Genomic DNA, 20,852 nt, shown 5'->3' with positions numbered 1-20,852 from the left:
TGCCGCTTAGTAGATGGGATGGCGCTGGCACAGCGCGTGGACTTCAGCTCGAATGCGTCGTTCGGTTGCTTCGTGTTCGTCGGGGCTGGTGGCCAGCATGTCCACGACATGCACGATCATTTCGCCCACGGCGCGAAACTCGTCCTCGCCAAACCCGCGCGAGGTGGCGGCCGGCGTGCCCAGCCGGATGCCGGAAGTGACCGACGGCTTTTGCGTGTCGAACGGAATGCCGTTCTTGTTGCACGTGATGCCGGCGCGTTCCAGCGTGCGCTCCACATGTGCGCCGGTCAGCCCCTTGGAACGCAGGTCGAGCAGCAGCAGGTGGTTGTCGGTGCCGCCGGAAACCAGGTCGATGCCGCCTTCACGCAGCACGTCGCCCAGCACGTCGGCGTTTGCCAGCACGCGGTCGATGTAGCGTTTGAAGTCCGTATGCAGCGCCTCGCCGAAGGCCACCGCCTTGGCCGCCACCACGTGCATCAGGGGTCCGCCCTGCAAGCCGGGAAACACGGCGGAATTGATCTTCTTGGCGATGGCGCCGTCATTGGTCAGGATGAAGCCGCCGCGCGGGCCGCGCAGGGTCTTGTGCGTGGTGGACGTGACGACGTGCGCGTGCGGCACCGGGCTGGGGTGCCTGCCCGCCGCCACCAGGCCCGCGATATGCGCCATGTCGACCATCAGCATGGCGCCGGCCTCGTCGGCGATCTGGCGAAAGCGGGCAAAGTCCGGCTGCCTGGGGTAGGCTGAAAACCCCGCGATGATGAGCTTGGGCCGATGCTCCAGCGCCAGTCGCCGGACCTCGTCGTAATCGATCAGGCTGTCTTCCCGGCGCACGCCGTACTGCACCGCGTTGAACCACTTGCCCGACATTGCCGGCCGTGCGCCGTGAGTCAGGTGCCCGCCGGCATCCAGCGACATGCCCAGCACGGTGTCGCCGGGTTCCAGCAGCGCCAGCATCACCGCGCCGTTGGCCTGCGCGCCGGAGTGCGGCTGCACGTTGGCGTAGTCGGCGTGAAACAGTTCGCGTACGCGCAGCAGCGCCAGCGACTCGACCTCGTCCACGTGGTCGCAGCCACCGTAATAGCGCCGGCCGACGTAGCCTTCGGCGTACTTGTTGGTCAGCACCGAACCCTGCGCTTGCAACACGGCGCGCGACACCAGGTTTTCGGACGCGATCAGCTCGATCTGGGTTTGCTGGCGGCGCAGTTCCCGGTCCTGCATGGCCATCACGACGGGATCGCGCTTGTCGAGCGGCGATGAGAAGAACGGGGATGAAGACTGGAACATGTCGACCTGCCTGAAGGAGCAATGACGTTCAAGAATCCGGCGTAAGCGGGGCCTGTGAAGCATTCTTTCTTAAAGGTCATGTGCACTGTTATCTGAACCGGACCACATCTTGTCCGATTGCGACAGGGGGTCGCACAGCGCGCAAAGGCATATGTCGTAATCCTCTGCAATTTTCGTATTGTTCCTAAGGGCAGACGCGTCCGGCTGGCCTACGATTGCAACGGTCAACTGCCGGAAGGTCAGTACCGGCATTCAGTCCGTGTATTCCTACCAAGGAGCCTAGCCATGACTGCACGTTCGCCGAACCGTGATCGCCGGCACTTGCGCCACTTCGGTTTCCTGCCCTTGCCGCAGTTCACGATGCTGTCGTTCTCGACAGCGATTGAAGTGCTGCGCATGGCCAACCACCTGTTGGGCCGGCAGTATTACCGTTGGTCGGTGGTAGCGCCGTCATGCGGGCCCGTCACGGCCAGCAATGGCTTGCAGGTGCACGCCGACGTGCTGGACGAGGCCACTTTGCCCGACGCCGTGTTCGTTTGCGGCGGCAAGCGCAACCGCGTGGACAACGACCCGGCCACGCGAGACTGGCTGCGGCGCCTGGCGGCGTGCGACGTAACGTTGGGCAGCCTGTGCACCGGCGCGCACATGCTGATGCAGGCCGGTCTGCTCAACGGCTATACCTGCGCCATGCACTGGGAAGACCTGGTCGCGCTGCGCAGCGAATTTCCGCATAGCAGGCTGTCGCACAAGCTGTTCGTTATCGATCGCGACCGCATCACCTGTACAGGCGGCACCGCGCCGCTGGACATGATGCTTAACCTGGTGGGCGAATCCGTGGGACCCGCCATCGTCGCGCTGATCGCTAACCAATTCACCATCGGGCATGTGCGCGACCACAAGGACAGGCAACGCATGCCGACGTCGATTCGCATGCCCGCCTCGCATCCCGCGCTGGCAGAGGTGATCGCGCTGATGGAGGTCAATCTGAAAGAGCCGCTGTCGCTGGAGGAACTGGCGCAACTGTCGGGCGCATCGCAGCGGCAACTGCAACGCCTGTTCCGCGAGCACCTGGGCACGACGCCCAAGCAACATTATCTGAGCCTGCGCCTGCGGCATGCGCGGGCACTGCTGCGGCAGACGCCGATGTCGATCACGCACATCACCACCGCATGCGGATTTCAATCGCCTTGCCATTTCAGCAAGACCTACCGCGCGGTCTATGGCGCGGCGCCCAGCTCGGAACGCCGCAATCCCCGCACGTTCGACCATGACGCCCATGGGCCGGGTTTTGCCTCGGCGATAGGCGCGGAAACCGGGCCCGACGCTTTTTTTCTTCGCCCCACGCGCCCCGCTACACAAGCCTGAAATTCTGTGTATAATCGCTGTCTTTGGTGGACACGGCCTTTGAGAAAAGCTTCTCAAACTTCACCAAAACCGGTGGCGGTTCCAGCAGGAATTTCCTTCGGCAAAGCAGGAAATACAGCAAAAGCAATGGCTGTAAGCAGTACCCCGCGGGAGTAGCTCAGTTGGTAGAGCGCAACCTTGCCAAGGTTGAGGTCGCGAGTTCGAGACTCGTCTCCCGCTCCAAATACAAGAAGGAAGCATCGGCCAACACCGCGCTTCCTTTTTTCTTGCAAGTGCTGGCGCAATGGCAGAGTGGTTATGCAGCGGATTGCAAATCCGTGTACGTCGGTTCGATTCCGGCTTGCGCCTCCAGCATCTTTCCCCCCCTCCCCCCAGCATCTCGTTACGCATCCCTACGCGCTGACAATCGAATGATTGCTAAGGTGACGCCGTTTTCCATTGACGTCGACACTATGCACCGCATTCTGAATTTTCGCGCTCGTTCCCCCGTGCTTGCCCTGTCCGCCGCCGCGATGTTGACGTTGGCGCCGATAGCGGCCGAAGCCGACTCCGACCGCCATCATCATCGCCATGGGCGCGAGTACAAAGAAAAGTACTGGGATGGCGCGTGCAAGGTCGAGCGCAAATGGAAGCGCAACGGCGAATATCAGGAAAAGCGCAAGTGCCGCGATGACTATCGCGAAGGCTATTACGCCGCGCCGCAGGTCGTGATGCCGATGCCCGCGCCTGCCATCGTCATCACCCCGCCTTCAATCATCATCCGGCCCTGAACATGGATCAATCGGTGAAGGACGCCATTGCCCGCTGGCCCAACGTGCCGGCCGTGTATGGCTGGCTGTCGCTGGACGGGCGCGGGCGCTGGCGGCTGCATCCGCAGGGGCAGGCTGCGCAAGGCGGGCCCGGCGAATCCATCACCAATGCCCAGATCCTGGATTTCATGAATCGGAATTATGAACACGATGACGCGGGCCGCTGGTTTTTCCAGAACGGCCCGCAACGCGTGTTCGTGCGGCTGGATGGCGCGCCCTTCGTGCTGCGCCTGAACGACGACAATCACGGGTTGCGCACGCACACGGATGCAGCGGTCGACGCCGTCAGCGCCTGGTGGCTGGACGATGGCGGCCAGCTATATGCGTCCACGGCGGCGGGCGCCGGGCTGGTGCTGGACCGTGATCTGCCCGCCCTGCTGGAAAAACTGTCGACCGGAGACGGCGCGCCGGTCCTGGACGCCCTGGCAAGCTTGGCGCCTGACGCTGAGATCACCGTGTCATGGCCGGGCGTCTACGCCCCCGCGCCGCTGCGCGCGATCACGCGGCAGGAGGTGGCGCGCCGCCTGGGCTTCGAGCCAAATCCGGCCGCGTAGCGCCAGATCTGCGGCGGGGCAACACGGGGCGGCTACTGGCAACACAAGGCGTTGCGGGAATCAGCCCCGGCCGCTTTTGACCAGGGCAAATTTGCCATCGCCCAGCAGCATCAGCACGGCGGCCGCCACGGTCAGGAAGATGGGATATTCCCAGCCGCCGCCCGCGTTGCCAAAGCCCCAGCCGTTGCCAAAGTGCACAGTCGACGCCACGAACAACTGCACCACCGCGATGGCCGCCACCCAGCGCGGCACGATGCCCAGGATAAGCAGCACGCCCGCGCCCACTTCAAAGAACGTGACCGGATAGGCCAGCCAGCCGGCAAAGCCGATCTTGGCGAAGAACTGGGCGGTGCCGGGCAGCGTGAAGACCAGCAGCTTGGTCAGGCCGTGGGCCAGGAACATGACGCCAAGCGCCACGCGCAGCAACAGTGCGGCATAGGGAGCGGTACGGGTATCGATCATGGCAAATCCTTCTGGGTAGCGCGGATCGTCCAAGACCGGACGATGCATCAGGCCGCCATTCTTACGATTCCAAAAACAAAGATAAATAGGCAGAATTGCAAATTATTGTTCCCCGATAGGAAACAATCTTGGACACTCACACCGCCATGCAGACCTACGCCAAGGTCGTCGAGCTTGGCTCGTTCGCGGCAGCCGCCGACAAGATGGGCCAGGCGCGTTCGGTCGTGACGCGGCAGATCGCCTACCTGGAACAGAAGTACGGCGTGCGCCTGTTGAACCGCACCACCCGCAAACTCAGCATGACGGACGCGGGGCGCGCCTTCTACGAGCGCGTCCGGCCGATCCTGGCGGAAGTGGCCGACCTGGAGCTGTCGCTACAGGCCGAAGGCCAGCGCCCCAGCGGCCGTTTGCGCGTCAGCGCGCCCGTGTCGTTCGGCATCCTGCACCTGGGGCCGGCCATTGTCGAATACCTGCAACGTTATCCCGACGTCATCATCGACCTGGACCTGAACGACCGCGTGGTGGATCTGGTCGAGGACGGCTACGACGTGGCGGTGCGCATCGGTCCGCTTCAGGATTCATCGTTGGTTGCGCGCCCGCTGGCGCCTCAGCAGTTGCTGGTCTGCGCGGCGCCGGCCTACCTGAAGCAGCACGGCACGCCGACCACCCCGGAAGACTTGAAGCAGCATCGCTGCCTGCACTATTCCTACGCCAGCACCGGCAATGAATGGCATTTCGAGAAGGACGGCGTGACGCATCTGGTTCGGGTGAACGCAGCGCTGCGCGCCAATAACGGCGATGTACTGCGCACGGCGGCGCTGGCGGGCCACGGCGTTATCCTGCAACCCGAGTTCCTGGTCGGCGACGACATTCGCGCGGGGCGCCTGGTGGCCTTGCTGGCCGACTATGCGCACACACCCATCTCCATGTACGCCATCTATCCGCATCGCCGCTTCCTGTCGCCCAAGGTCCGCTCTTTTGTCGAGCATCTTGAAGAGCGGTTTGGCGGCAGTGCGCCGGCCACCCCAGGGGGACGCGCCACGGCGCGCCGCAGCCGTTAGAATCCTACCCATGACCGCGAAACCGTCCATCGAATACTTCCCCGCCCCCCGCCGTTCGCTTTTTTGCAGCCAGTGCGCCACGCCCATCACCCGCCGGGTGCCGGAAGGCGACAACCGTGAGCGCGACGTCTGCGATCACTGCGGCGCGATCCACTACCAGAACCCGCGGTTGGTGGTTGGCACGGTGCCCGTGTGGGAAAAACGCGTACTGCTCTGCCGCCGTGCGATCGAACCGCGCTACAACACTTGGACGCTGCCGGCGGGTTTCATGGAATTGGGCGAAAGCACGGCACAAGGCGCGGCCCGCGAAACGCTGGAAGAGTCCGGCGCGCGCATTCAGCTTGGCGAGCTCTACACCATGATCGACCTGCCGCAGATCGACCAGGTGCACGTGTTCTATCTGGCCCAGGCGCTAGGCCCCGAACTGGACCCCGGCCCCGAAAGCCTGGAAGCCCGCTGGTACGACGAAGCCGACATTCCCTGGGACGACCTGGCGTTTCGCACGGTGGTAACGACCTTGCAACACTACTTCGACGACCGACGCCAAGGCGCGTTCGTGCCCCATCACTACACCCTTGAATCGCACCGTTGAAGCTGCCCTGGCTTGCCGTCGACACCCCGTTTCCGCCAGCGGAATATGCGCTGACGGAACCCGACGGCCTGCTTGCGGCCGGCGCGGACCTGTCGATGGACAGGCTGATCCAGGCTTACTCGAACGGCATCTTTCCCTGGTATTCCGAAGGCGAGCCCGTGCTGTGGTGGAGCCCCGACCCGCGCATGGTGCTGGCCACCAAGGATTTTTCGCCGTCCCATTCGCTGCGTAAGCTGCTGCGGCAGATCGCTGCGCAGGAAATCGACGCCCAGCCGCGCGTGCAAGTGCGTGTCGACACGGTGTTTTCGAGGGTCATGGCGCAATGCGCCGCGCCGCGTGACGGCCAACCGGGCACCTGGATCACCGCCGCCATGCAGCAGGCGTATGCCGAATGGCACCGGGCGGGCTACGTGCACAGCATCGAAACCTGGATCGATGGCGAGCTCGCCGGTGGCCTGTACGGCATCAGCCTGGGGCGCATGTTCTTTGGCGAATCCATGTTTACGCTCGCCCCTAACGCGTCGAAGATCGCGCTGGCGTACCTGATTCGCTACCTGGCCGCGCAAGGCGTCGAGCGCATCGATTGCCAGCAGCAGACCCAGCATCTGGCCAGCCTGGGCGCACGCCCGATACCGCGCGCGCAGTTCCTGCAACATGTACGCCGGGCTACCGCCCAGCCTCCGATTTTCTGGGCGCCGGGCACGCTGGACAGCCTGGGCCGCCTGTTGCCCGCGACCCGTTCCACATCCCACCAGGCAGCGGAACCGACGCGGGATTCAGCGTCCGATGCAACGCCACTTAAGCGTTAATATGTAGCCATCGCGTCGCGGACGTACCGCGCGATGCGCACTTCCCCATGAGCCAGCTCAAAGAACTTCCCTTCTCCACGCTGCAGTTCTATGCAACCGCGCCTTACCCGTGCAGCTACCTGCCGGGCCGCCAGGCGCGGTCGCAGGTTGCCGCGCCCGGGCATCTGATCAACGCGGGCACCTATTCCCAGCTGGTCGAACAGGGCTTTCGCCGTAGCGGGCTGTTCACGTACCGTCCCCATTGCGACAACTGCCATGCCTGCGTGCCGGTGCGTGTCGACACGTCGGGCTTTGCCCCCAACCGCAGCCAGCGGCGGGCGTGGCGCGATCACCAATCGTTGCAGTCGTTCGTTGCGGAATTGGCGTGGTCGCCCGAGCACTACCGGCTGTATACGCGCTACCAGCAAGGCCGGCATCCGGGCGGCGGCATGGACGAGGACAGCCGCACGCAATATGCGCAGTTTCTGCTGACCAGCCGGGTCAACACGCGGCTGGTTGAATTTCGCGACGCGGACGGTGTGCTGATGATGGTGTCCATCATCGACGTGCTGGATGACGGGCTGTCGTCGGTCTATACCTTTTACGACCCCGATATCGAGGGCAGCCTGGGCACCTACAGCATCCTGTGGCAGATCGAGCAGTGCCGCACGTTGAACCTGCCGTGGCTGTACCTGGGCTACTGGATCGCCGAAAGCCGCAAGATGTCTTACAAGTCCAGCTTCCAACCCGCGCAGTTTCTTGTCGACGGGGAATGGCGGAATCAGGACTACCTGTCCCTTTGATCGTGCCGTACGGTGCGCGGCCCGATTGCGGCAAGCGCGGCGAAATTGGCTCTACAATTCCGCCCCATGTCTATCCTCTTCCACGCCTACCCCCTGGCCCGCCCGGCGCTTTTTGCCATGGACGCGGAAACCGCCCACGAAGTCACGCTGTCGGGCCTGCAACGCGCCTATGAATGCGGCGCGACGCGCAAGCTGATGCATGCGCAGCCCTCGGCACCTAGCACGCTGATGGGCATGCGGCTGGCCAACCCCATCGGGCTGGCGGCGGGGCTGGACAAGAACGGCGCCTATATCGACGCGCTGGGTAACCTGGGCTTTGGTTTCATTGAAGTCGGCACCGTGACGCCTCGCGCGCAACCCGGCAACCCCAAGCCGCGCATGTTCCGCCTGCCGCGCGCCAACGCGCTGATCAACCGGCTGGGCTTCAACAACCAGGGCCTGCCGGCGTTCCTGGCGAACGTGCAGCGCAGCCAGTGGCGCAAGCAAGGCGGCATCCTGGGCCTGAATATTGGAAAGAACGCGGACACGCCGATCGAGCGCGCCGCTGATGACTACCTGATCGGGCTGGAGGGCGTGTACCCGCATGCCGATTACGTGACGGTGAATATTTCGTCGCCCAACACCAAGAATTTGCGCGCGCTGCAAAGCGGGGACGAGCTCTCTGCCTTGTTGGCGCAACTGGCCGACAAGCGCCGTGCGCTGGAAGACCAGCACCAGCGCCGCGTGCCCATGGCGGTAAAGATCGCCCCCGACCTGACCGAAGAACAGATCGACGCCATCGCTGACACGCTGCCCCGCCATGGCATTGACGGCGTCATCGCCACCAACACCACGCTGTCGCGCGATGCGGTCACCGGCCAGGCGCATGCCGAAGAAGCCGGCGGCCTGTCGGGCGCGCCGGTGCACGAGCTGTCATTGAAAGTGATTCGCCGCCTGAAGGCTCAGCTGGGCAACAGCCTGGCGATTATCGGAGTGGGCGGCGTGTTGTCGGGCGCACAGGCCCGCGAAAAGATGGACGCCGGGGCGGATGCCGTGCAGCTGTACACCGGCTTGATCTACCGGGGCCCCGCCCTGGTGGGCGAATGCGTGCGGGCTACGGCAAAGCGCTGAACGCTGCCTCCACACGCTCGCGGCGCGCAGCGCAAAATGCGGGACAAAAAAAAGGGGCCACCCGGTGGGTGGCCCTAATTCCAGCTCTGCTCTGTCACTCAACAGTACTACATTACTGCGATTTGCGCAGCATCGCGCGCCAGGACTCAGGCGGTGCGACGGCTACGGCTGGCAACCTTGGTGGCGGCGTCGGCAGCATCCGTCGCAGCCTTGAAGGTCGCGTTGGCGGCGGCATTCAGGTTCGATTCGGCGACTTCAGCGGCCTGCTTGGCAGCCTTGGTCACGGAGTCGTAGGCGCTGGTCGCGGTGGCCAGCGAGGACTTGATCAGGGCAACGGCGCTTTCCGAACCGGCCGGAGCGTTCTTCGACAGTTGGTCGACGGCTTCGCTCAGTTGCTGCTGGCTTTCAGCGATTTGCTCTTCGGTCAGCTTGACCAGGCTGCCTTGCACGCCGGCAACGATGTCGTACACGTGCTTGGTGTAAGCCATGGCCTTTTCAGCGCCCGGCTGCAGCAGGCCCGACGCAAACGCGGCGGCTTCCTGCGGATCCTTGACTTCAGAGGCTTGTTGCGACTTCTGGGCGACTTCGTCCAGCGTGGCGCGCACAACCTTCATGTTCAGCTCAACCAGCTTTTCAAAGCCGGCGAAAACGGCGGACTGGGCAGCCACAAAAGTGTTGATGCTTGCCTTTTGGCGATCCAGGACTTGCTGCGGAATTGCGCTCATAGAATGCTCCTTTAGGGGTAGCCGGAAGCTTTCCGGCAAGAAGGATTGGTGTCTGCGACGAGAAATAGGAACGTGCGCGGAAACTGGTACTACAAGCTACCGCCGGCCCGTTTGATGCACTGCACAATTCACATTCTAGACTGCCACAAATTGCTGTCAAGCAGTTTTTGTGCAACGCAACAAGTATTTGCACTTTAACGGTGCAGCCGCGTGCACGCCATTGATCCAGAACAAGGTTTTGCCCTGCTTCGGGAAAAACCCGACATGACGGCGTATCAATTCTTTTCTAAACTGCTTTCACGCTGATGACAGAAAAATCAATCCATAAGTCAGCGGCCAAAAACTAAATCGCAGCAAGCAAAACCCTGCAATTGGAGACTTCATGACCTTTATTCCCCGCACGCTTACGGCCCTGCTCGCGGCCAGCGCCATGTTCGCGGCCGGCGCCGCCCACGCGGAATTTCCGGAACGCCCCATCAATATGGTGGTGCCGTTCGCCGCAGGCGGCCCGACCGACAACGTCGCCCGATCGCTGGCCGAAGCCATGCGGCCGAGCCTGGGACAGACGGTCGTAGTTGAGAACAAGGGCGGTGCCGGCGGCACCATCGGCACCACGCAGGTTGCGCGCGCCCAGCCCGATGGCTATTCCATTCTGCTGATGCACGCCGGCTTCTCCACGGCGCCGTCCCTGTACAAGAACCCCGGCTACGACCCGTACAAGAGCTTTGAGCCCATCGGCCTGGTGGTCGACGTGCCCATGACCATCATCGCGCGTTCGGACTTCCCGCCGAACAACATCAAGGAACTGGCCGAATACGTCAAACAGAACAAGGACAAGGTTTCGCTGGCCAACGCCGGCATCGGCGCGGCCAGCCACCTGTGCGGCACCATGCTGGTGGAAGCGCTGGGCGTCCAGCTGCTGACGATTCCGTACAAGGGCACCGCCCCCGCCATGAACGACCTGCTGGGCAAGCAGGTCGACCTGCTGTGCGACCAGACCACCAACACGACGCAGCAGATCGAAAGCGGCAAGGTCAAGGCCTATGCCGTGACCAGCCTGAAGCGCGTGCCCACGCTGGACAAGCTGCCGACCATGGACGAATCCGGCTACAAGGGTTTTGAAGTGGGCATCTGGCACGGGATGTGGGTGCCCAAGGGCACGCCCAAGCCGGTGGTGGACAAGCTGATCAAGAGCTTGCAGGCCGGCCTGGCCGACCCGAAGTTCCAGGAACGCATGAAGCAGCTTGGTGCCACGGTGCTGACGGCCGAAGCCAACCCGCAGGCACTTGAGGCCAAGGTCAAGCAGCAGGTTCCGCAATGGGCCGAGCTGTTCAAGAAGGCAGGCGTCGAGCAGCAATAAGCTGACGCTGACGGCCGACCCTGGCCGAATGGCAAAAAAGCCCCGAAAGGGGCTTTTTTCATGGTCCGGACCGGCGCGGGCGCGGACTGCTCAGGGCCGCAAGGCTTCCGCCGCCATGCCCAAGCCGTTGAACCCGGTGGACACCGAGGGTTCGTAGCCGAGCGCCTCGGAAATGCTGGCGGCGGTATCGACCAGCGCGCGTATCCAGTCATCCTGCAAGCGTTCGGCCGGGGCCGAGATGGACAGCCCCGCCACCAGCTTGCCGGTATCGTCAAAAATGCCGGCTGCGATGCAACGCACGCCCAGTTCCAGTTCTTCGTTGTCGCGGGCGTACCCATGGCGCCGCACCAACGCCAGTTCACGTTCCAGGCGATCCAGGTCGGTCAGGCTGTTGCGCGTGTGGCCGGCCAGGCCGGTGCGCAGCGCGTACGCGCGCACTTGGCGCGCATCGCCGGTGGACAGGAACAGCTTGCCGGTCGAGGTCAGGTGCAGCGGGGCACGGCCGCCAATGGCACGCACCACCTGCATGCCCGAGCGCTCGCTCCAGGCGCGGTCGATATAGACGATTTCGTCGCCCTGCTGGACCGACAGGTTGATGGTCTGCCCCGTTAGCTTGTGCAGGGACCGCATGGCGGAAATGGCCGCTTCGCGAACGTTCAGCCGCCCTTTCACCAGCGACCCCAATTCCAGCAGGCGCATGCCCAGCTGATACAGGCCGTTGTCCACGCGTTCAACGTAGCGTCCGACGACCAGGTCGTTCAGGATGCGGTGCGCGGTCGAGGCATGCAGGCCGGTGGTGGCCGACAATTCCTTGAGGGTGACCGGGTCTTGCTGCGCGGCCAGGGCGTCGAGCAGGCGCATGGCTCGCTCGATGACCTGGATGGCGATGGGGTGGCCGGACGCGCCTTCGGTCTCGGCGTCCAGGGGAGTGCGGGGTGTCGTCAGACGGGGCATAGGGGGAGATAGGCTCGCGCCGCAACGCCGTAAAAGACCGGCCTTGCGGCAACGCAGCAAACAGTTCTTTCCCGTATTGTGAAATTTAAGACGCCATTTTGCAATGGCTTTTTTGCGACGAGATCAAGCCGCGGCGGGCGGCGCCAGCTTTCCGCCCAGGCGCAGCACCTCGGCGCGCAGGAACTCCAGCGCCTCGGCGGCGGCCGCCGGTTCCCCTTTGACGCCCAGCTCAATATGGGGCGTTCCGCCCGCTTCGCCCACGCTGGGCAGGCTGAAGGCGCGCACGTCGGGCCAGCGGCTTTCCACGCTGACCATAGCCGGCGTAATGCGCGATTCGGGCATGCTGAACACCAGGAAAGAATGCTCGACATGGGCGCGCACATGTTGCAGCGCACGATAGCGCGTGTCCAGGGTCCATTCGAGCATCGGCCAGGCCATCACGGGAAAGCCGGGTACGAAGGTGTGGTCGTGGATGAAGAAGCCCGGAATACGGTTGTACGGGTTGGGAACGATCTCGCAGCCTTGCGGAAACACGCCCATTTGCAGGCGCTGCTGGTTTTCCGGCGCGCTCATGTCGGCCGTGCCCTGGCCCTTGGCCGCCATTTCGGCGGTGCGCAGCGCAATCGCCTGCTCGGCCTCCGGGTGCAGCGCCAATGGCAAGCCCAGCGCGGCAGCGGCGGCTTGGCGGGTGTGGTCATCAGGCGTGCCGCCGATGCCGCCGCAGGAGAACACGACGTCGCCCGTGGCGAAGCTGCGCTTGTAGGCCGCCACCAGTGTGTCGCGGTCGTCGGGCAGGAATTCGGCCCACCCCAGTTGCATGCCGCGAGCACTGAGGAGCTCGACGACCTTTGAAAAATGCTTGTCCTGACGGCGGCCCGAGAGGATTTCGTCGCCAACGATGATAAGACCGATGCGACGGGCGGCGGATTCTGCGGCCATGTCCAGTTCCAAAACGGTAAGGGTTAAATGCCGGTCAGGCTTCGATGACACGATCCTGGCGCAAACGCCGAAGCGCTTCCAGGCCGTAGTGCGCGTAGACCAGCGCCGAAAACACCGGCAGGATAATCCAGGCGGGCGGCAGCAAGTTCAGCAGTGAACAAATAAGCCCGATGGTCCAGAAGCCGCCGTTGTTGCGTTCCAGGATCAGCTTGCGTTCTTCGGGGCTGGCGTGTTCCACGATGGCGTCCACGCGCATCATCCGCGAAAAAGCAAAGGCCCACCAGAAGATCGACAGGATGATCGCCATGGGCGGCACCAGCCACAAGGGCAGCGTCAGCACCCAGCCGGCGGCGAAGGCAGCCGATACCCAGATGGCGTTCCATACGCTGACCGCCGTCGAGAACTTGCCCTGCGGCGTCACGCTGGCATATTCGCGCTGCCCCACGTGGCGCAGCACCAGCGGCATCACGAAAACAGCGGCAATGGCCAGGCCCAGGATGCCGGACACGGGCAGCAAAATGGCGGCGGCAATGACGGGGATGAGATAGATCTTGAGCGAAAACAGGCCCATTGCGATCATCCATTCGTCGGCGCGATTCACCATGTCCCAGTGGGACACCTCGGCGCGCAGCCAGTCGGTCAATGGCGTCCAGAACAGATACAGCAACAGGAACGCGCCAACCAGCGCAATCAGGAACGGCAGCAGCACCGCGAACAGCATCGTGGGATGGCATTGCGACACCAGCGCGCGCTTGAACGCCTGGCCAACGCTGACGGCGCCCGTGCCGGCGCCAGAGAATCGGCCATTGCCGGGCGCGGCGGTATCGGGGCGTAAAGCGGTCATAAGAGCTTGAAAAAGGGGGTGGACATCCCGGGTATGATAGTCAAACACGCCCCGATCTGCTCACATGTCTCTACTCGTACCCGGCTCTGACCTGGCCGCCTTGCGCGCGCGGCTAAGCGCAACCCCCGACACCTGGCTCATCGCCTGCTTCTGCGCGGCCTGGTGCGACACCTGCGAACAGTACAAGCCCAAGCTTGAAGCGTTGGCAGACGCCCTGCCGCAGCACGTGTTCGCCTGGATAGACATCGAAGACCATGCCGAACTGCTGGGCGATATCGATGTCGAGAACTTCCCGACTCTGCTGGTGCAAATCGGGTCGCGCGCGGTGTTCTATGGCCCCATGTTGCCGCACATCGGCCATCTGGAACGCCTGATTGAAAGCGTGGACGCGAACAGCCCGGCAGTCAGTTCCGAACTACCCGATCTGCCAAAACTGCTAGCCGCCTGATTCCCGGCACCGACAAAAAAACCCGCAAGGCCAAACGGCGTTGCGGGTTTTTTATGCGGCCCGGGGCGGCGATCAGTTCTTGCGCGAGCCGCCCAGCAACACTGCCACCTGGCGCTTGGGCGACGACGAACCGCTGTCGTTCTTGGGCGCGGGTTCTTGCTCGGACGAAGACGACGCCGAGGGCTCGTAGGGCTTCAGGAAGAAATCATCCACCGGTTGGCGCGAGCCGCCTGACGTGTAGCCCGAGCGGCGATCGGATGAACGGCCACCGCGGTCGCCACGGCTTCCTTCACGGCTTGATTCACGACCCTCGCGCGAGGACGAGGACGAGGACGACGGGCGGTCTTCGCTGCGGCGATGGCTGCGCGCCACCGCGTCGGCCGGCAAGTCCAGCGTGCCGCGCGGCACTTCGCGCTTGATCAGCTTTTCGATGTCGAGCAGGAAGCGTTCTTCATCCGGCGTGAACAGCGCAATGGCTTCGCCCGATGCGCCCGCGCGGCCGGTCCGGCCAATGCGGTGCACGTAGTCTTCGGCGTTGTACGGCAGGTCATAGTTGATGACGCAAGGCACGCCGGCCACGTCCAGGCCGCGCGCGGCCACGTCGGTGGCCACCAGCACTTCCAGGTCGCCAGCCTTGAAGGCTTCCAGCGCCTTCATGCGGTCGGCCTGGGTCTTGTCGCCGTGAATCGATTCGGCCTTGACGCCATCGCGTTCAAGTTCGCGGGCCAGCCGGGCCGTGCCGATCTTGGTGTTCGAAAACACGATCACCTGCTTCAGACCGCGCGACTTCACCAGATGCACGACAGCGGCGCGCTTGGCGTCGCTGGACATCTTGTAGGCGATCTGCGTGATGGTGGTGGCCGTGGCATTGCGCGCCGCGACTTCGATCTCGACCGGCTGGTTCAGGTACGAACGGCCCAGTTTGCGGATTTCGTTGCTGAACGTGGCCGAAAACAGCAGGCCCTGACGCTGCGCGGGCAGCAGGCGGATGATGCGTTCCAGGTCGGGCAGAAAGCCCATGTCCAGCATGCGGTCCGCTTCGTCCAGCACCAGGATGCCGACCTGGCTCAGGTTCACGTTCTTTTGTTCGACGTGGTCCAGCAGGCGGCCGGGCGTGGCCACCAGGATTTCGCAGCCGCGACGCAGCGCTTCTTTTTGCGGACCGATATCCACGCCACCGAACACCACGGCGGAACGCAGGGGCGTTTGCTTGCTGTAGCGCTTGACGCTTTCGAACACCTGGTCGGCCAGCTCGCGCGTGGGCGTGAGGATCAGCGCGCGCACCGGGTGGCGCGCGGGCGAGGCGCTGGTGTTGGCCAGCGGCATCAGGCGGTGCAGGATGGGCACGGTGAACGCGGCCGTCTTGCCGGTGCCGGTCTGGGCGGCGCCCATGACGTCGCGCCCTTCCACCACGACGGGGATGGCTTGCGCCTGAATGGGCGTCGGAATGGTGTAGCCGGTTTCGGCGATGGACTGGAGCAGCAGCGGGTGCAGTCCAAAATCGGCAAACGTCGGCGCGGGCGCGTCGGCGGGGGGTGCTACGGATTGAGTGGATTCAGTCATCAGGGTTTGGCAGATACCGGGACCAGTGAAAAAGAACAAAACGAGAGTGCTACATGCACTGCACTACATATGCATCGGGGCAATCTGAATACGCGTGGTCGCATCGCGACGGCACGCAAATCGCCGCGAAGCGGATTCGGCTTCGCGGGCAATCGGCACCCTGCCTTGCAGGCCAGCGGGCGCATTCGGGATTCGATACTTATGAGGGCAGTACCAGGCCCGGATTGCTGTGGATAACGTGGATTTTAGCGCAGGCGCCCTACCACAACATCAAAGAGTGGTTTCAGACGGGTACGGCAACACCGCCAGACAACGGGCACGCCCGCTTCCAGCCGGTTTAGACTGTCCACCAGGTGGACTAATCATGATCGAAAGCCGAACATCAGCCGGCCAGCCAGCGCAGCCCCCACAAGACCAGCATGCCGACCACGATCACCAGCACCGCGCTACGGGTGCGGAGAAAAACCAGGATGGCGACCAGACCGGCCACCAACTTGTAATCAAACACCGGCCCCAAGCCCGCCTTCCAAGGCAAGAGGTCCGGCACGACGATGGCGGTCAGCGCGGCGGCGGGCGCATAGCGCAACGCGCGCCGCACGCCATCGGGCAAAGGAATGTAATCGCCGAAAAGCATGAAGCCGGCGCGCGTCAGGACGCTGCACAGGGCCAGCAACAGGATCGCCGAATAGACGTAGATCTCGGAGGGCCAGAGGGTCATGGACGCGCCTTGAAGAATCGTTCGGCCCACATGCCGGCCACGACGCCCGCGATGACGGCCGCGGCCAAGCCCAACCGCAATGGCAGGACCTGCCCGGTCCAGGCCACCACGCCGGCGGCCAGCATGGACACCAGCATCGGCTTGGAATTGGCCAGCGGCACGGTAATCGCCAGCAGGGCCAGCACCGCCGCAAAATCCAGCGACCAGCCGGTGGGCACCATGGTGCCCAGGTAAATGCCGACGATGGAAGACGATTGCCACACCAGCCACCCCGGCACGATGGTGCCCAGGAAGAACCAGAGTTGATCGCGCGTGCCGCGTTCGGCCGAATCGCCGTAGCGCGGCATGAACAGCACGAAGCCCATATCGGTGGTGAAGTAGCCCAGCCCCAAACGCTTGGGCCAGGACAGATGCCGGAAATACGGCTGCAAGGCCGCGCCGAAAATCAGAAAGCGCAGGTTCACGACAAAGCCGGCGGCGAAGATCAGCCAGAGCGGTGCGCCCGTGGCGATCAGCGGCAATGACGTCAACTGAGCCGAGCCCGCGTACAGCAAGAGCGTCATGGCCAACGCCATGGATTCGGTCAGCCCCGACTTGACCATCGCCACACCCGTCACCAAGCCCCAGGTTGCCGTGGCGATCAACGCAGGCACGATAGCGTGCACGCCGGCGCGAAAGGCGTTCAGGCGTTGCTGGCGCACCGCGCCGGGATCTTCGGATTCAGAAAGCGCGGATTCAGAGGACAACGGCTGGCCCCTGGCGGTTCGGACAGGACGACATGGGAACTCTTACGGATTGCGTGGGCCGAATGGCACCACGCCGGTGCGCGAATAGGCCGGTATTGTAACCTCGTCGCTTGATACAATACGCGCCTGAAAATTCTTGGCTGGTCGGGCCTGGCGCGGCGCAAAATCGGCCATGGTGAATGGCCGCGTCCCGAAGTACCATCACTGGCTAAGTCAGTTGTGATTTGCGCGGTGGGTTCAATACCGGCCGCACATTGCCCAATCCGCCGTTTATCGGTTTTTTTATTCAGGAAGATCCATGACCGCTGCCCCGGCCGCCGTCCCGAACGCTCACGAAGTCATTGAAGTCGGCGCTGAAGACCTGCCCGTTTTCTGTCCCGGCCCGAAGGCGCCGCTGTGGAGCATGCACCCGCGCGTCTTCCTTGACGTGGCCCGTACCGGCTCTGCAAGCTGCGCCTACTGCGGCGCGCAATATCGCCTGAAGGCCGGCACGGTGCTGCACGGCCACCACTAAGCCAGCCGCCTTCGACGCCCAACGCCACGGTTACCGCAGCCCTATGTTTGCCACCCCCGAAGAAGCCGAACACGCGTTCTACGAAGCCCTGGAACAGGGGGACTGCGTCCGCCTGATGCAGGTGTGGGCCGACGACGAAGAAGTCGTCTGCATCCACCCCGGGGGCCTGCGCATCGTCGGCCACTCGGCGGTGCACGACTCCTGGCAGCAGGTGCTGTCCAACGGGCCGCTGCATGTCCGTCCGCTGCGCCCGCTGGTCATGCTCAGCATGATGTGCGCGGTGCACGTGCTGGTTGAACAGGTGGCGGTGCGCACGCGCGAAGGCACGCAGTTTGCAAACTGCTACGCCACGAACATCTACCACAAGGGCCCAACCGGATGGCGCATGGTCATGCATCATTCGTCGTCGGCGCCCACGGAAGCCGGGGTGCTCGACTTGCACGACGTACCCGACATGCTGCATTGAATCGGGTGGATTTTTAGTTGGCCGCTGCTCGTCTTGACTCGTCTCCATGCCCCGTCCCCTCCTGGTTACCCGGAGGCGACAGCCAGACGGTCTACGCGTCCTTGTTCGCGCAATACCACCGGATCGCCTTCGTGCGCGACCGGGTGGACACGCCCGACACCGATTTCGTGGACTTCGACTGGACCGGACCCGGCCTGTTTCCGCACAAGGCTGCCGACGGTGCGCCTGTCAGCGGACAGGGCCCGGTTGCCAATGGCAAGACCGCCGCGGCGCGATGGATGACGGCACCCGATTGGCAGTCGCTGCCGCAAACGCCCGACACCCCCGCGCTGATCCTGTTCCATGGCCTGGAAGGCGGCAGCAACAGCCGCTACGCCCAGTCCGTTGCTCATTATTTCCGCGCGCGCGGCTGGATCGTCGTCATCGCGCATTTTCGGGGTTGTTCGGGCGTGCCCAACCGCCTGGCGCGCGCGTATTACTCGGGTGATTCCGCTGAAGTCGGCTTCCTGCTCAAGACCGTGCGCGACCGCATTCCGCATGCGCGCTGGCATGCGGTGGGCGTGTCGCTGGGCGGCAATGCGCTATTGAAATACCTGGGTGAACACCAGGAAGACACCACCTGGCTGACCGCCGCGGCAGGCGTTTCCGTGCCGCTGGACCTGGTCGCCTGCGGCAAGACCCTGTCCACCGGCATCTTCAACCGGCGCGTTTACACCGCGCATTTCCTGAAGACGCTCAAGCACAAGGTATTGGAAAAGGCGCATCGTTTTCCTGGCGCGATCGACGTGATGCGTATCGCGCATGCGCACGACCTGCGCGAATTCGACGACACCTACACCGCGCCGATGCACGGGTTTCGCAATGCGCTGGACTACTGGACGCGTGCGTCCAGCAAGCCGTGGCTGCCCAAGATTTCGGTGCCCACGCTGGTGCTCAACGCCCGCAACGACCCCTTCATTCCGGCGGCATCGCTGCCCAAGCCGGAAGACTGCGCGCCCACCATCCTGCTGCACCAGCCCAGCGACGGCGGCCATGCCGGCTTTCCGACGGGCGCGTTTCCCGCACACCTGAACTGGCTGCCCCAGCGGCTGGGCCGCTTCTTCGAAACGGGCCTGTAGCTGTAGCGGTAAGCGCGGCAGTAGTTGGCCACTGGCACAAGCGGTGGCCGGATGACTCCGGCCATTACGGCATCGCCGCCTGCCATCAACCCGATTTGAAGCGTTCCAGCAGCTGTCGTTCTTCGGCCAGCTTGTCTTTGACTTCCTTGATCTGCACGTCGATCTGCGATTGCTCGTAGAAGTCGGTCGACAGGCCGCGCGCCTGCTGTAGCTGCGACTCGGCGGCGGCGAACGCCCCGGTCATGACATAAAACCGCGCCAGGTCTCGGCGCGCCTGCACGGGCTTGCCATTGCGCTCTTCGCTTTGCGCCAGCATCTGATACAGGCTGGGTTCGTCGCTGCCCCATTGCTTGATCTTGGCGCGCAGATAATCCTGCGCCTCGGCATGGCGGCCGTTGCTTTGCAACGCCTGCGCATAGGCGATACCCAGCGCCCGCTGGTCCGGCCAGCGCTTGGCGGCGGCCTGCGCCAACTCCACGGCGCGGGCGGTGTCCTTGCGCGCCAGCGCGATGTCGACACTAAGCTTGGCCAATTGCGCGGAATTGCGCCCGTTTGCGGTGGCCAGGTTCCAGTACCGGTCGGCTTCAGCCAGGTTGTTGCGCTGGAACGCTTGCAGGGCCAGCCCGTAATAGGCGGCCGACTGCCGCACCCCCGACAGCGCTTGCGCCTCGTCCTGCAATTGCTGCCCGGCCGAGCGCAGGCTGACGGCGTCGCGCCCCTGCACCACGCGCATCTTGGCGCGCACGTACCAAAAATCGTCGCTGTCGATATGGCGCGAAGCCGGCAATGACCGCACCCGGTTCTGGACATCGGACATCCGTTCGATGGACAAAGGGTGGGTGCTGGCCCATGAACCGCCGCCGGCCCCTTCGTTCAGGCGCGACGCATTCATCAGCCGCGAGAACATCTGGGACATGCCCTCGGCGTCGTACCCCGCCTTGGTCAGCATCTGGAAACCGGCCCGGTCGGCCTCGCGTTCCGCATCGCGTGAAAAGCCCAGCTGTCGATTGATGGCGGCGGCCTGGCCAAACGCCGCCACGCCCATCGCCAGGTTGCCGCCGCCACCGGCCAGCGCGGCCAGCAACGCGCCGGCCAGGCTGGCCAGCATCACCATGCCGTTCTGGTTCTGCTGCGTCATGCCGCGCGCGATGTGGCGCTGCACGACGTGGCCGATTTCGTGCGCCAGGACGGCGGCCAGTTCCGATTCGCTGCCCGAGGACACGATCAGGCCGGTATTGACGCCGATAAATCCGCCCGGCATCGCAAAAGCGTTGATTTCGGGGTCGCGCACGCCAAACATTTCGACGTCGGGCACGGCCCCCGGCGCAAAGGCCGCCAGCTTGCGGCCCATGGTGGTCAGGTATTGGCTGAGCTCGGGGTCGTCGACATAAGTCGGGTCACGCCGGCCTTGCGACATGATGGCCTCGCCCAGGCTGCGTTCCAGCATGGGCGAGAGCTCGGCGGCGGATGCGGCCCCCATGGTTGGCAGACCCACCGGTTGCGCCCAGGCGGCAACGGGAAGGGAGGGGGCGATCAACGCGGCGCTCAGGGCGAGAATCGCGCTTCGTTTCGCAATAGCGCAAATGGATGGCATGTTCCTGCGGTTCATAAGCCTATGATAGCGATGAG

23 protein-coding genes and 2 tRNA genes are annotated in these 20,852 nt (G+C 64.0%); 15 read left to right on the top strand and 10 right to left on the bottom strand.

Annotated features, from left to right (window positions below):
* Positions 1–6: 6 nt before the first annotated feature.
* Positions 7–1,284, bottom strand: a complete 1,278-nt coding sequence (gene glyA, locus DVB37_RS04620; protein ID WP_046803461.1) for a serine hydroxymethyltransferase — start codon at positions 1,282–1,284, stop codon at positions 7–9.
* Between the two features lie 285 nt (positions 1,285–1,569).
* Here glyA and DVB37_RS04610 point away from each other — a divergent pair, with 285 nt between their 5' ends.
* The 5 genes from DVB37_RS04610 (at position 1,570) to DVB37_RS04590 (ending at position 4,012) form a co-directional block, all read left to right on the top strand.
* Complete coding sequence (locus DVB37_RS04610; protein ID WP_120154033.1) at positions 1,570–2,649, top strand: GlxA family transcriptional regulator; 1,080 nt, start codon at positions 1,570–1,572, stop codon at positions 2,647–2,649.
* Positions 2,650–2,795: 146 nt separating this feature from the next.
* Positions 2,796–2,871 (top strand) — tRNA-Gly (locus tag DVB37_RS04605).
* A 55-nt stretch (positions 2,872–2,926) separates the two neighbouring features.
* Positions 2,927–3,000, top strand: a tRNA-Cys gene (locus tag DVB37_RS04600).
* 101 nt (positions 3,001–3,101) lie between these two features.
* The gene (locus DVB37_RS04595) at positions 3,102–3,419 is read left to right on the top strand and encodes a hypothetical protein (RefSeq protein WP_104143678.1); all 318 of its coding nucleotides are present in this window, start codon (positions 3,102–3,104) and stop codon (positions 3,417–3,419) included.
* Positions 3,420–3,421: 2 nt separating this feature from the next.
* Positions 3,422–4,012, top strand: a complete 591-nt coding sequence (locus tag DVB37_RS04590; RefSeq protein WP_120154031.1) for a DUF2946 family protein — start codon at positions 3,422–3,424, stop codon at positions 4,010–4,012.
* A gap of 60 nt (positions 4,013–4,072) precedes the next feature.
* Here DVB37_RS04590 and DVB37_RS04585 read toward each other — a convergent pair whose 3' ends face one another.
* On the bottom strand, positions 4,073–4,474 hold the full coding sequence (locus tag DVB37_RS04585; RefSeq protein WP_046803545.1) for a DoxX family protein: 402 nt from the start codon (positions 4,472–4,474) through the stop codon (positions 4,073–4,075).
* A gap of 128 nt (positions 4,475–4,602) precedes the next feature.
* On the opposite strand from DVB37_RS04585, the gene DVB37_RS04580 reads away from it, so the two are divergent.
* The 5 genes from DVB37_RS04580 to DVB37_RS04560 all read left to right on the top strand — a co-directional run bounded on the left by DVB37_RS04580 (position 4,603) and on the right by DVB37_RS04560 (position 8,828).
* Entirely contained in the window at positions 4,603–5,535 is a 933-nt protein-coding gene (locus DVB37_RS04580) for a LysR family transcriptional regulator (RefSeq protein ID WP_162941155.1), read from the top strand.
* A gap of 10 nt (positions 5,536–5,545) precedes the next feature.
* Positions 5,546–6,127, top strand: coding sequence for an NUDIX hydrolase (locus DVB37_RS04575; RefSeq protein WP_120154027.1), 582 nt, complete (start codon positions 5,546–5,548; stop codon positions 6,125–6,127).
* Positions 6,124–6,936: a leucyl/phenylalanyl-tRNA--protein transferase gene (gene aat / locus DVB37_RS04570; RefSeq protein WP_240434038.1), complete on the top strand. Its 813-nt coding sequence runs from the start codon at positions 6,124–6,126 to the stop codon at positions 6,934–6,936. Before DVB37_RS04575 ends, aat begins: the two co-directional genes overlap by 4 nt.
* Positions 6,937–6,983: 47 nt before the next feature.
* On the top strand, positions 6,984–7,718 hold the full coding sequence (locus DVB37_RS04565; protein WP_104143552.1) for an arginyltransferase: 735 nt from the start codon (positions 6,984–6,986) through the stop codon (positions 7,716–7,718).
* A 66-nt stretch (positions 7,719–7,784) separates the two neighbouring features.
* A complete protein-coding gene (locus DVB37_RS04560; protein WP_046803468.1) occupies positions 7,785–8,828 on the top strand; it encodes a quinone-dependent dihydroorotate dehydrogenase in 1,044 nt (347 codons plus the stop codon).
* A 146-nt stretch (positions 8,829–8,974) separates the two neighbouring features.
* On the opposite strand, the gene DVB37_RS04555 is transcribed toward DVB37_RS04560, so the two are convergent.
* On the bottom strand, positions 8,975–9,553 hold the full coding sequence (locus DVB37_RS04555; protein WP_046803469.1) for a phasin family protein: 579 nt from the start codon (positions 9,551–9,553) through the stop codon (positions 8,975–8,977).
* Between the two features lie 382 nt (positions 9,554–9,935).
* On the opposite strand from DVB37_RS04555, the gene DVB37_RS04550 reads away from it, so the two are divergent.
* Entirely contained in the window at positions 9,936–10,913 is a 978-nt protein-coding gene (locus DVB37_RS04550) for a tripartite tricarboxylate transporter substrate binding protein BugD (protein WP_046803470.1), read from the top strand.
* A 90-nt stretch (positions 10,914–11,003) separates the two neighbouring features.
* Here the strand turns inward: DVB37_RS04550 and DVB37_RS04545 are convergent, their stop codons facing one another.
* The 3 genes from DVB37_RS04545 to DVB37_RS04535 form a co-directional block, all read right to left on the bottom strand.
* Positions 11,004–11,867, bottom strand: coding sequence for an IclR family transcriptional regulator (locus tag DVB37_RS04545; RefSeq protein WP_104143548.1), 864 nt, complete (start codon positions 11,865–11,867; stop codon positions 11,004–11,006).
* Between the two features lie 123 nt (positions 11,868–11,990).
* Positions 11,991–12,806, bottom strand: a complete 816-nt coding sequence (locus DVB37_RS04540) for a molybdopterin-binding protein (protein ID WP_046803472.1) — start codon at positions 12,804–12,806, stop codon at positions 11,991–11,993.
* A gap of 34 nt (positions 12,807–12,840) precedes the next feature.
* On the bottom strand, positions 12,841–13,650 hold the full coding sequence (locus DVB37_RS04535; protein ID WP_046803473.1) for an EI24 domain-containing protein: 810 nt from the start codon (positions 13,648–13,650) through the stop codon (positions 12,841–12,843).
* Positions 13,651–13,714: 64 nt separating this feature from the next.
* Between DVB37_RS04535 and DVB37_RS04530 the strand changes: the two genes are divergently transcribed.
* Positions 13,715–14,098 carry a thioredoxin family protein gene (locus tag DVB37_RS04530; RefSeq protein WP_120154025.1) on the top strand — a complete coding sequence of 128 codons (384 nt, stop codon included), beginning with the start codon at positions 13,715–13,717 and terminating at the stop codon, positions 14,096–14,098.
* A 72-nt stretch (positions 14,099–14,170) separates the two neighbouring features.
* Here DVB37_RS04530 and DVB37_RS04525 read toward each other — a convergent pair whose 3' ends face one another.
* The 3 genes from DVB37_RS04525 to DVB37_RS04515 form a co-directional block, all read right to left on the bottom strand.
* Positions 14,171–15,661: a DEAD/DEAH box helicase gene (locus DVB37_RS04525; RefSeq protein ID WP_104143545.1), complete on the bottom strand. Its 1,491-nt coding sequence runs from the start codon at positions 15,659–15,661 to the stop codon at positions 14,171–14,173.
* Between the two features lie 382 nt (positions 15,662–16,043).
* Positions 16,044–16,379 carry an AzlD domain-containing protein gene (locus DVB37_RS04520; protein WP_046803475.1) on the bottom strand — a complete coding sequence of 112 codons (336 nt, stop codon included), beginning with the start codon at positions 16,377–16,379 and terminating at the stop codon, positions 16,044–16,046.
* The gene (locus tag DVB37_RS04515) at positions 16,376–17,125 is read right to left on the bottom strand and encodes an AzlC family ABC transporter permease (RefSeq protein WP_046803476.1); all 750 of its coding nucleotides are present in this window, start codon (positions 17,123–17,125) and stop codon (positions 16,376–16,378) included. Before DVB37_RS04515 ends, DVB37_RS04520 begins: the two co-directional genes overlap by 4 nt.
* 298 nt (positions 17,126–17,423) lie before the next feature.
* Between DVB37_RS04515 and DVB37_RS04510 the strand changes: the two genes are divergently transcribed.
* From DVB37_RS04510 to DVB37_RS04500, 3 genes are read left to right on the top strand one after another with little or no spacing between them, the layout of a single operon-like run.
* The gene (locus DVB37_RS04510; RefSeq protein WP_006217686.1) at positions 17,424–17,639 is read left to right on the top strand and encodes a zinc-finger domain-containing protein; all 216 of its coding nucleotides are present in this window, start codon (positions 17,424–17,426) and stop codon (positions 17,637–17,639) included.
* A gap of 43 nt (positions 17,640–17,682) precedes the next feature.
* Positions 17,683–18,105 carry a nuclear transport factor 2 family protein gene (locus DVB37_RS04505; RefSeq protein ID WP_006217685.1) on the top strand — a complete coding sequence of 141 codons (423 nt, stop codon included), beginning with the start codon at positions 17,683–17,685 and terminating at the stop codon, positions 18,103–18,105.
* Positions 18,106–18,122: 17 nt separating this feature from the next.
* Complete coding sequence (locus DVB37_RS04500; RefSeq protein ID WP_120154023.1) at positions 18,123–19,223, top strand: YheT family hydrolase; 1,101 nt, start codon at positions 18,123–18,125, stop codon at positions 19,221–19,223.
* A gap of 85 nt (positions 19,224–19,308) precedes the next feature.
* Here the strand turns inward: DVB37_RS04500 and DVB37_RS04495 are convergent, their stop codons facing one another.
* Positions 19,309–20,832, bottom strand: coding sequence for a M48 family metalloprotease (locus DVB37_RS04495; protein WP_046803478.1), 1,524 nt, complete (start codon positions 20,830–20,832; stop codon positions 19,309–19,311).
* Between the last annotated feature and the right edge of the window lie 20 nt (positions 20,833–20,852).

This window comes from Achromobacter sp. B7 (assembly GCF_003600685.1).
Classification (GTDB): domain Bacteria; phylum Pseudomonadota; class Gammaproteobacteria; order Burkholderiales; family Burkholderiaceae_B; genus Achromobacter; species Achromobacter spanius_B.
This window is presented reverse-complemented; position numbering and strand designations above follow the sequence as displayed.

Bases quoted from the DNA above. Each gene is read 5' to 3' on its own strand.
- glyA (WP_046803461.1), bottom strand. From the start codon at position 1,284: ATGTTCCAGTCTTCATCCCCGTTCTTCTCATCGCCGCTCGACAAGCGC.
- DVB37_RS04610 (WP_120154033.1), top strand. From the start codon at position 1,570: ATGACTGCACGTTCGCCGAACCGTGATCGCCGGCACTTGCGCCACTTC.
- DVB37_RS04595 (WP_104143678.1), top strand. From the start codon at position 3,102: ATGCACCGCATTCTGAATTTTCGCGCTCGTTCCCCCGTGCTTGCCCTG.
- DVB37_RS04590 (WP_120154031.1), top strand. From the start codon at position 3,422: ATGGATCAATCGGTGAAGGACGCCATTGCCCGCTGGCCCAACGTGCCG.
- DVB37_RS04585 (WP_046803545.1), bottom strand. From the start codon at position 4,474: ATGATCGATACCCGTACCGCTCCCTATGCCGCACTGTTGCTGCGCGTG.
- DVB37_RS04575 (WP_120154027.1), top strand. From the start codon at position 5,546: ATGACCGCGAAACCGTCCATCGAATACTTCCCCGCCCCCCGCCGTTCG.
- DVB37_RS04565 (WP_104143552.1), top strand. From the start codon at position 6,984: ATGAGCCAGCTCAAAGAACTTCCCTTCTCCACGCTGCAGTTCTATGCA.
- DVB37_RS04560 (WP_046803468.1), top strand. From the start codon at position 7,785: ATGTCTATCCTCTTCCACGCCTACCCCCTGGCCCGCCCGGCGCTTTTT.
- DVB37_RS04555 (WP_046803469.1), bottom strand. From the start codon at position 9,553: ATGAGCGCAATTCCGCAGCAAGTCCTGGATCGCCAAAAGGCAAGCATC.
- DVB37_RS04550 (WP_046803470.1), top strand. From the start codon at position 9,936: ATGACCTTTATTCCCCGCACGCTTACGGCCCTGCTCGCGGCCAGCGCC.
- DVB37_RS04545 (WP_104143548.1), bottom strand. From the start codon at position 11,867: ATGCCCCGTCTGACGACACCCCGCACTCCCCTGGACGCCGAGACCGAA.
- DVB37_RS04540 (WP_046803472.1), bottom strand. From the start codon at position 12,806: ATGGCCGCAGAATCCGCCGCCCGTCGCATCGGTCTTATCATCGTTGGC.
- DVB37_RS04535 (WP_046803473.1), bottom strand. From the start codon at position 13,650: ATGACCGCTTTACGCCCCGATACCGCCGCGCCCGGCAATGGCCGATTC.
- DVB37_RS04530 (WP_120154025.1), top strand. From the start codon at position 13,715: ATGTCTCTACTCGTACCCGGCTCTGACCTGGCCGCCTTGCGCGCGCGG.
- DVB37_RS04525 (WP_104143545.1), bottom strand. From the start codon at position 15,661: ATGACTGAATCCACTCAATCCGTAGCACCCCCCGCCGACGCGCCCGCG.
- DVB37_RS04520 (WP_046803475.1), bottom strand. From the start codon at position 16,379: ATGACCCTCTGGCCCTCCGAGATCTACGTCTATTCGGCGATCCTGTTG.
- DVB37_RS04510 (WP_006217686.1), top strand. From the start codon at position 17,424: ATGACCGCTGCCCCGGCCGCCGTCCCGAACGCTCACGAAGTCATTGAA.
- DVB37_RS04505 (WP_006217685.1), top strand. From the start codon at position 17,683: ATGTTTGCCACCCCCGAAGAAGCCGAACACGCGTTCTACGAAGCCCTG.
- DVB37_RS04495 (WP_046803478.1), bottom strand. From the start codon at position 20,832: ATGAACCGCAGGAACATGCCATCCATTTGCGCTATTGCGAAACGAAGC.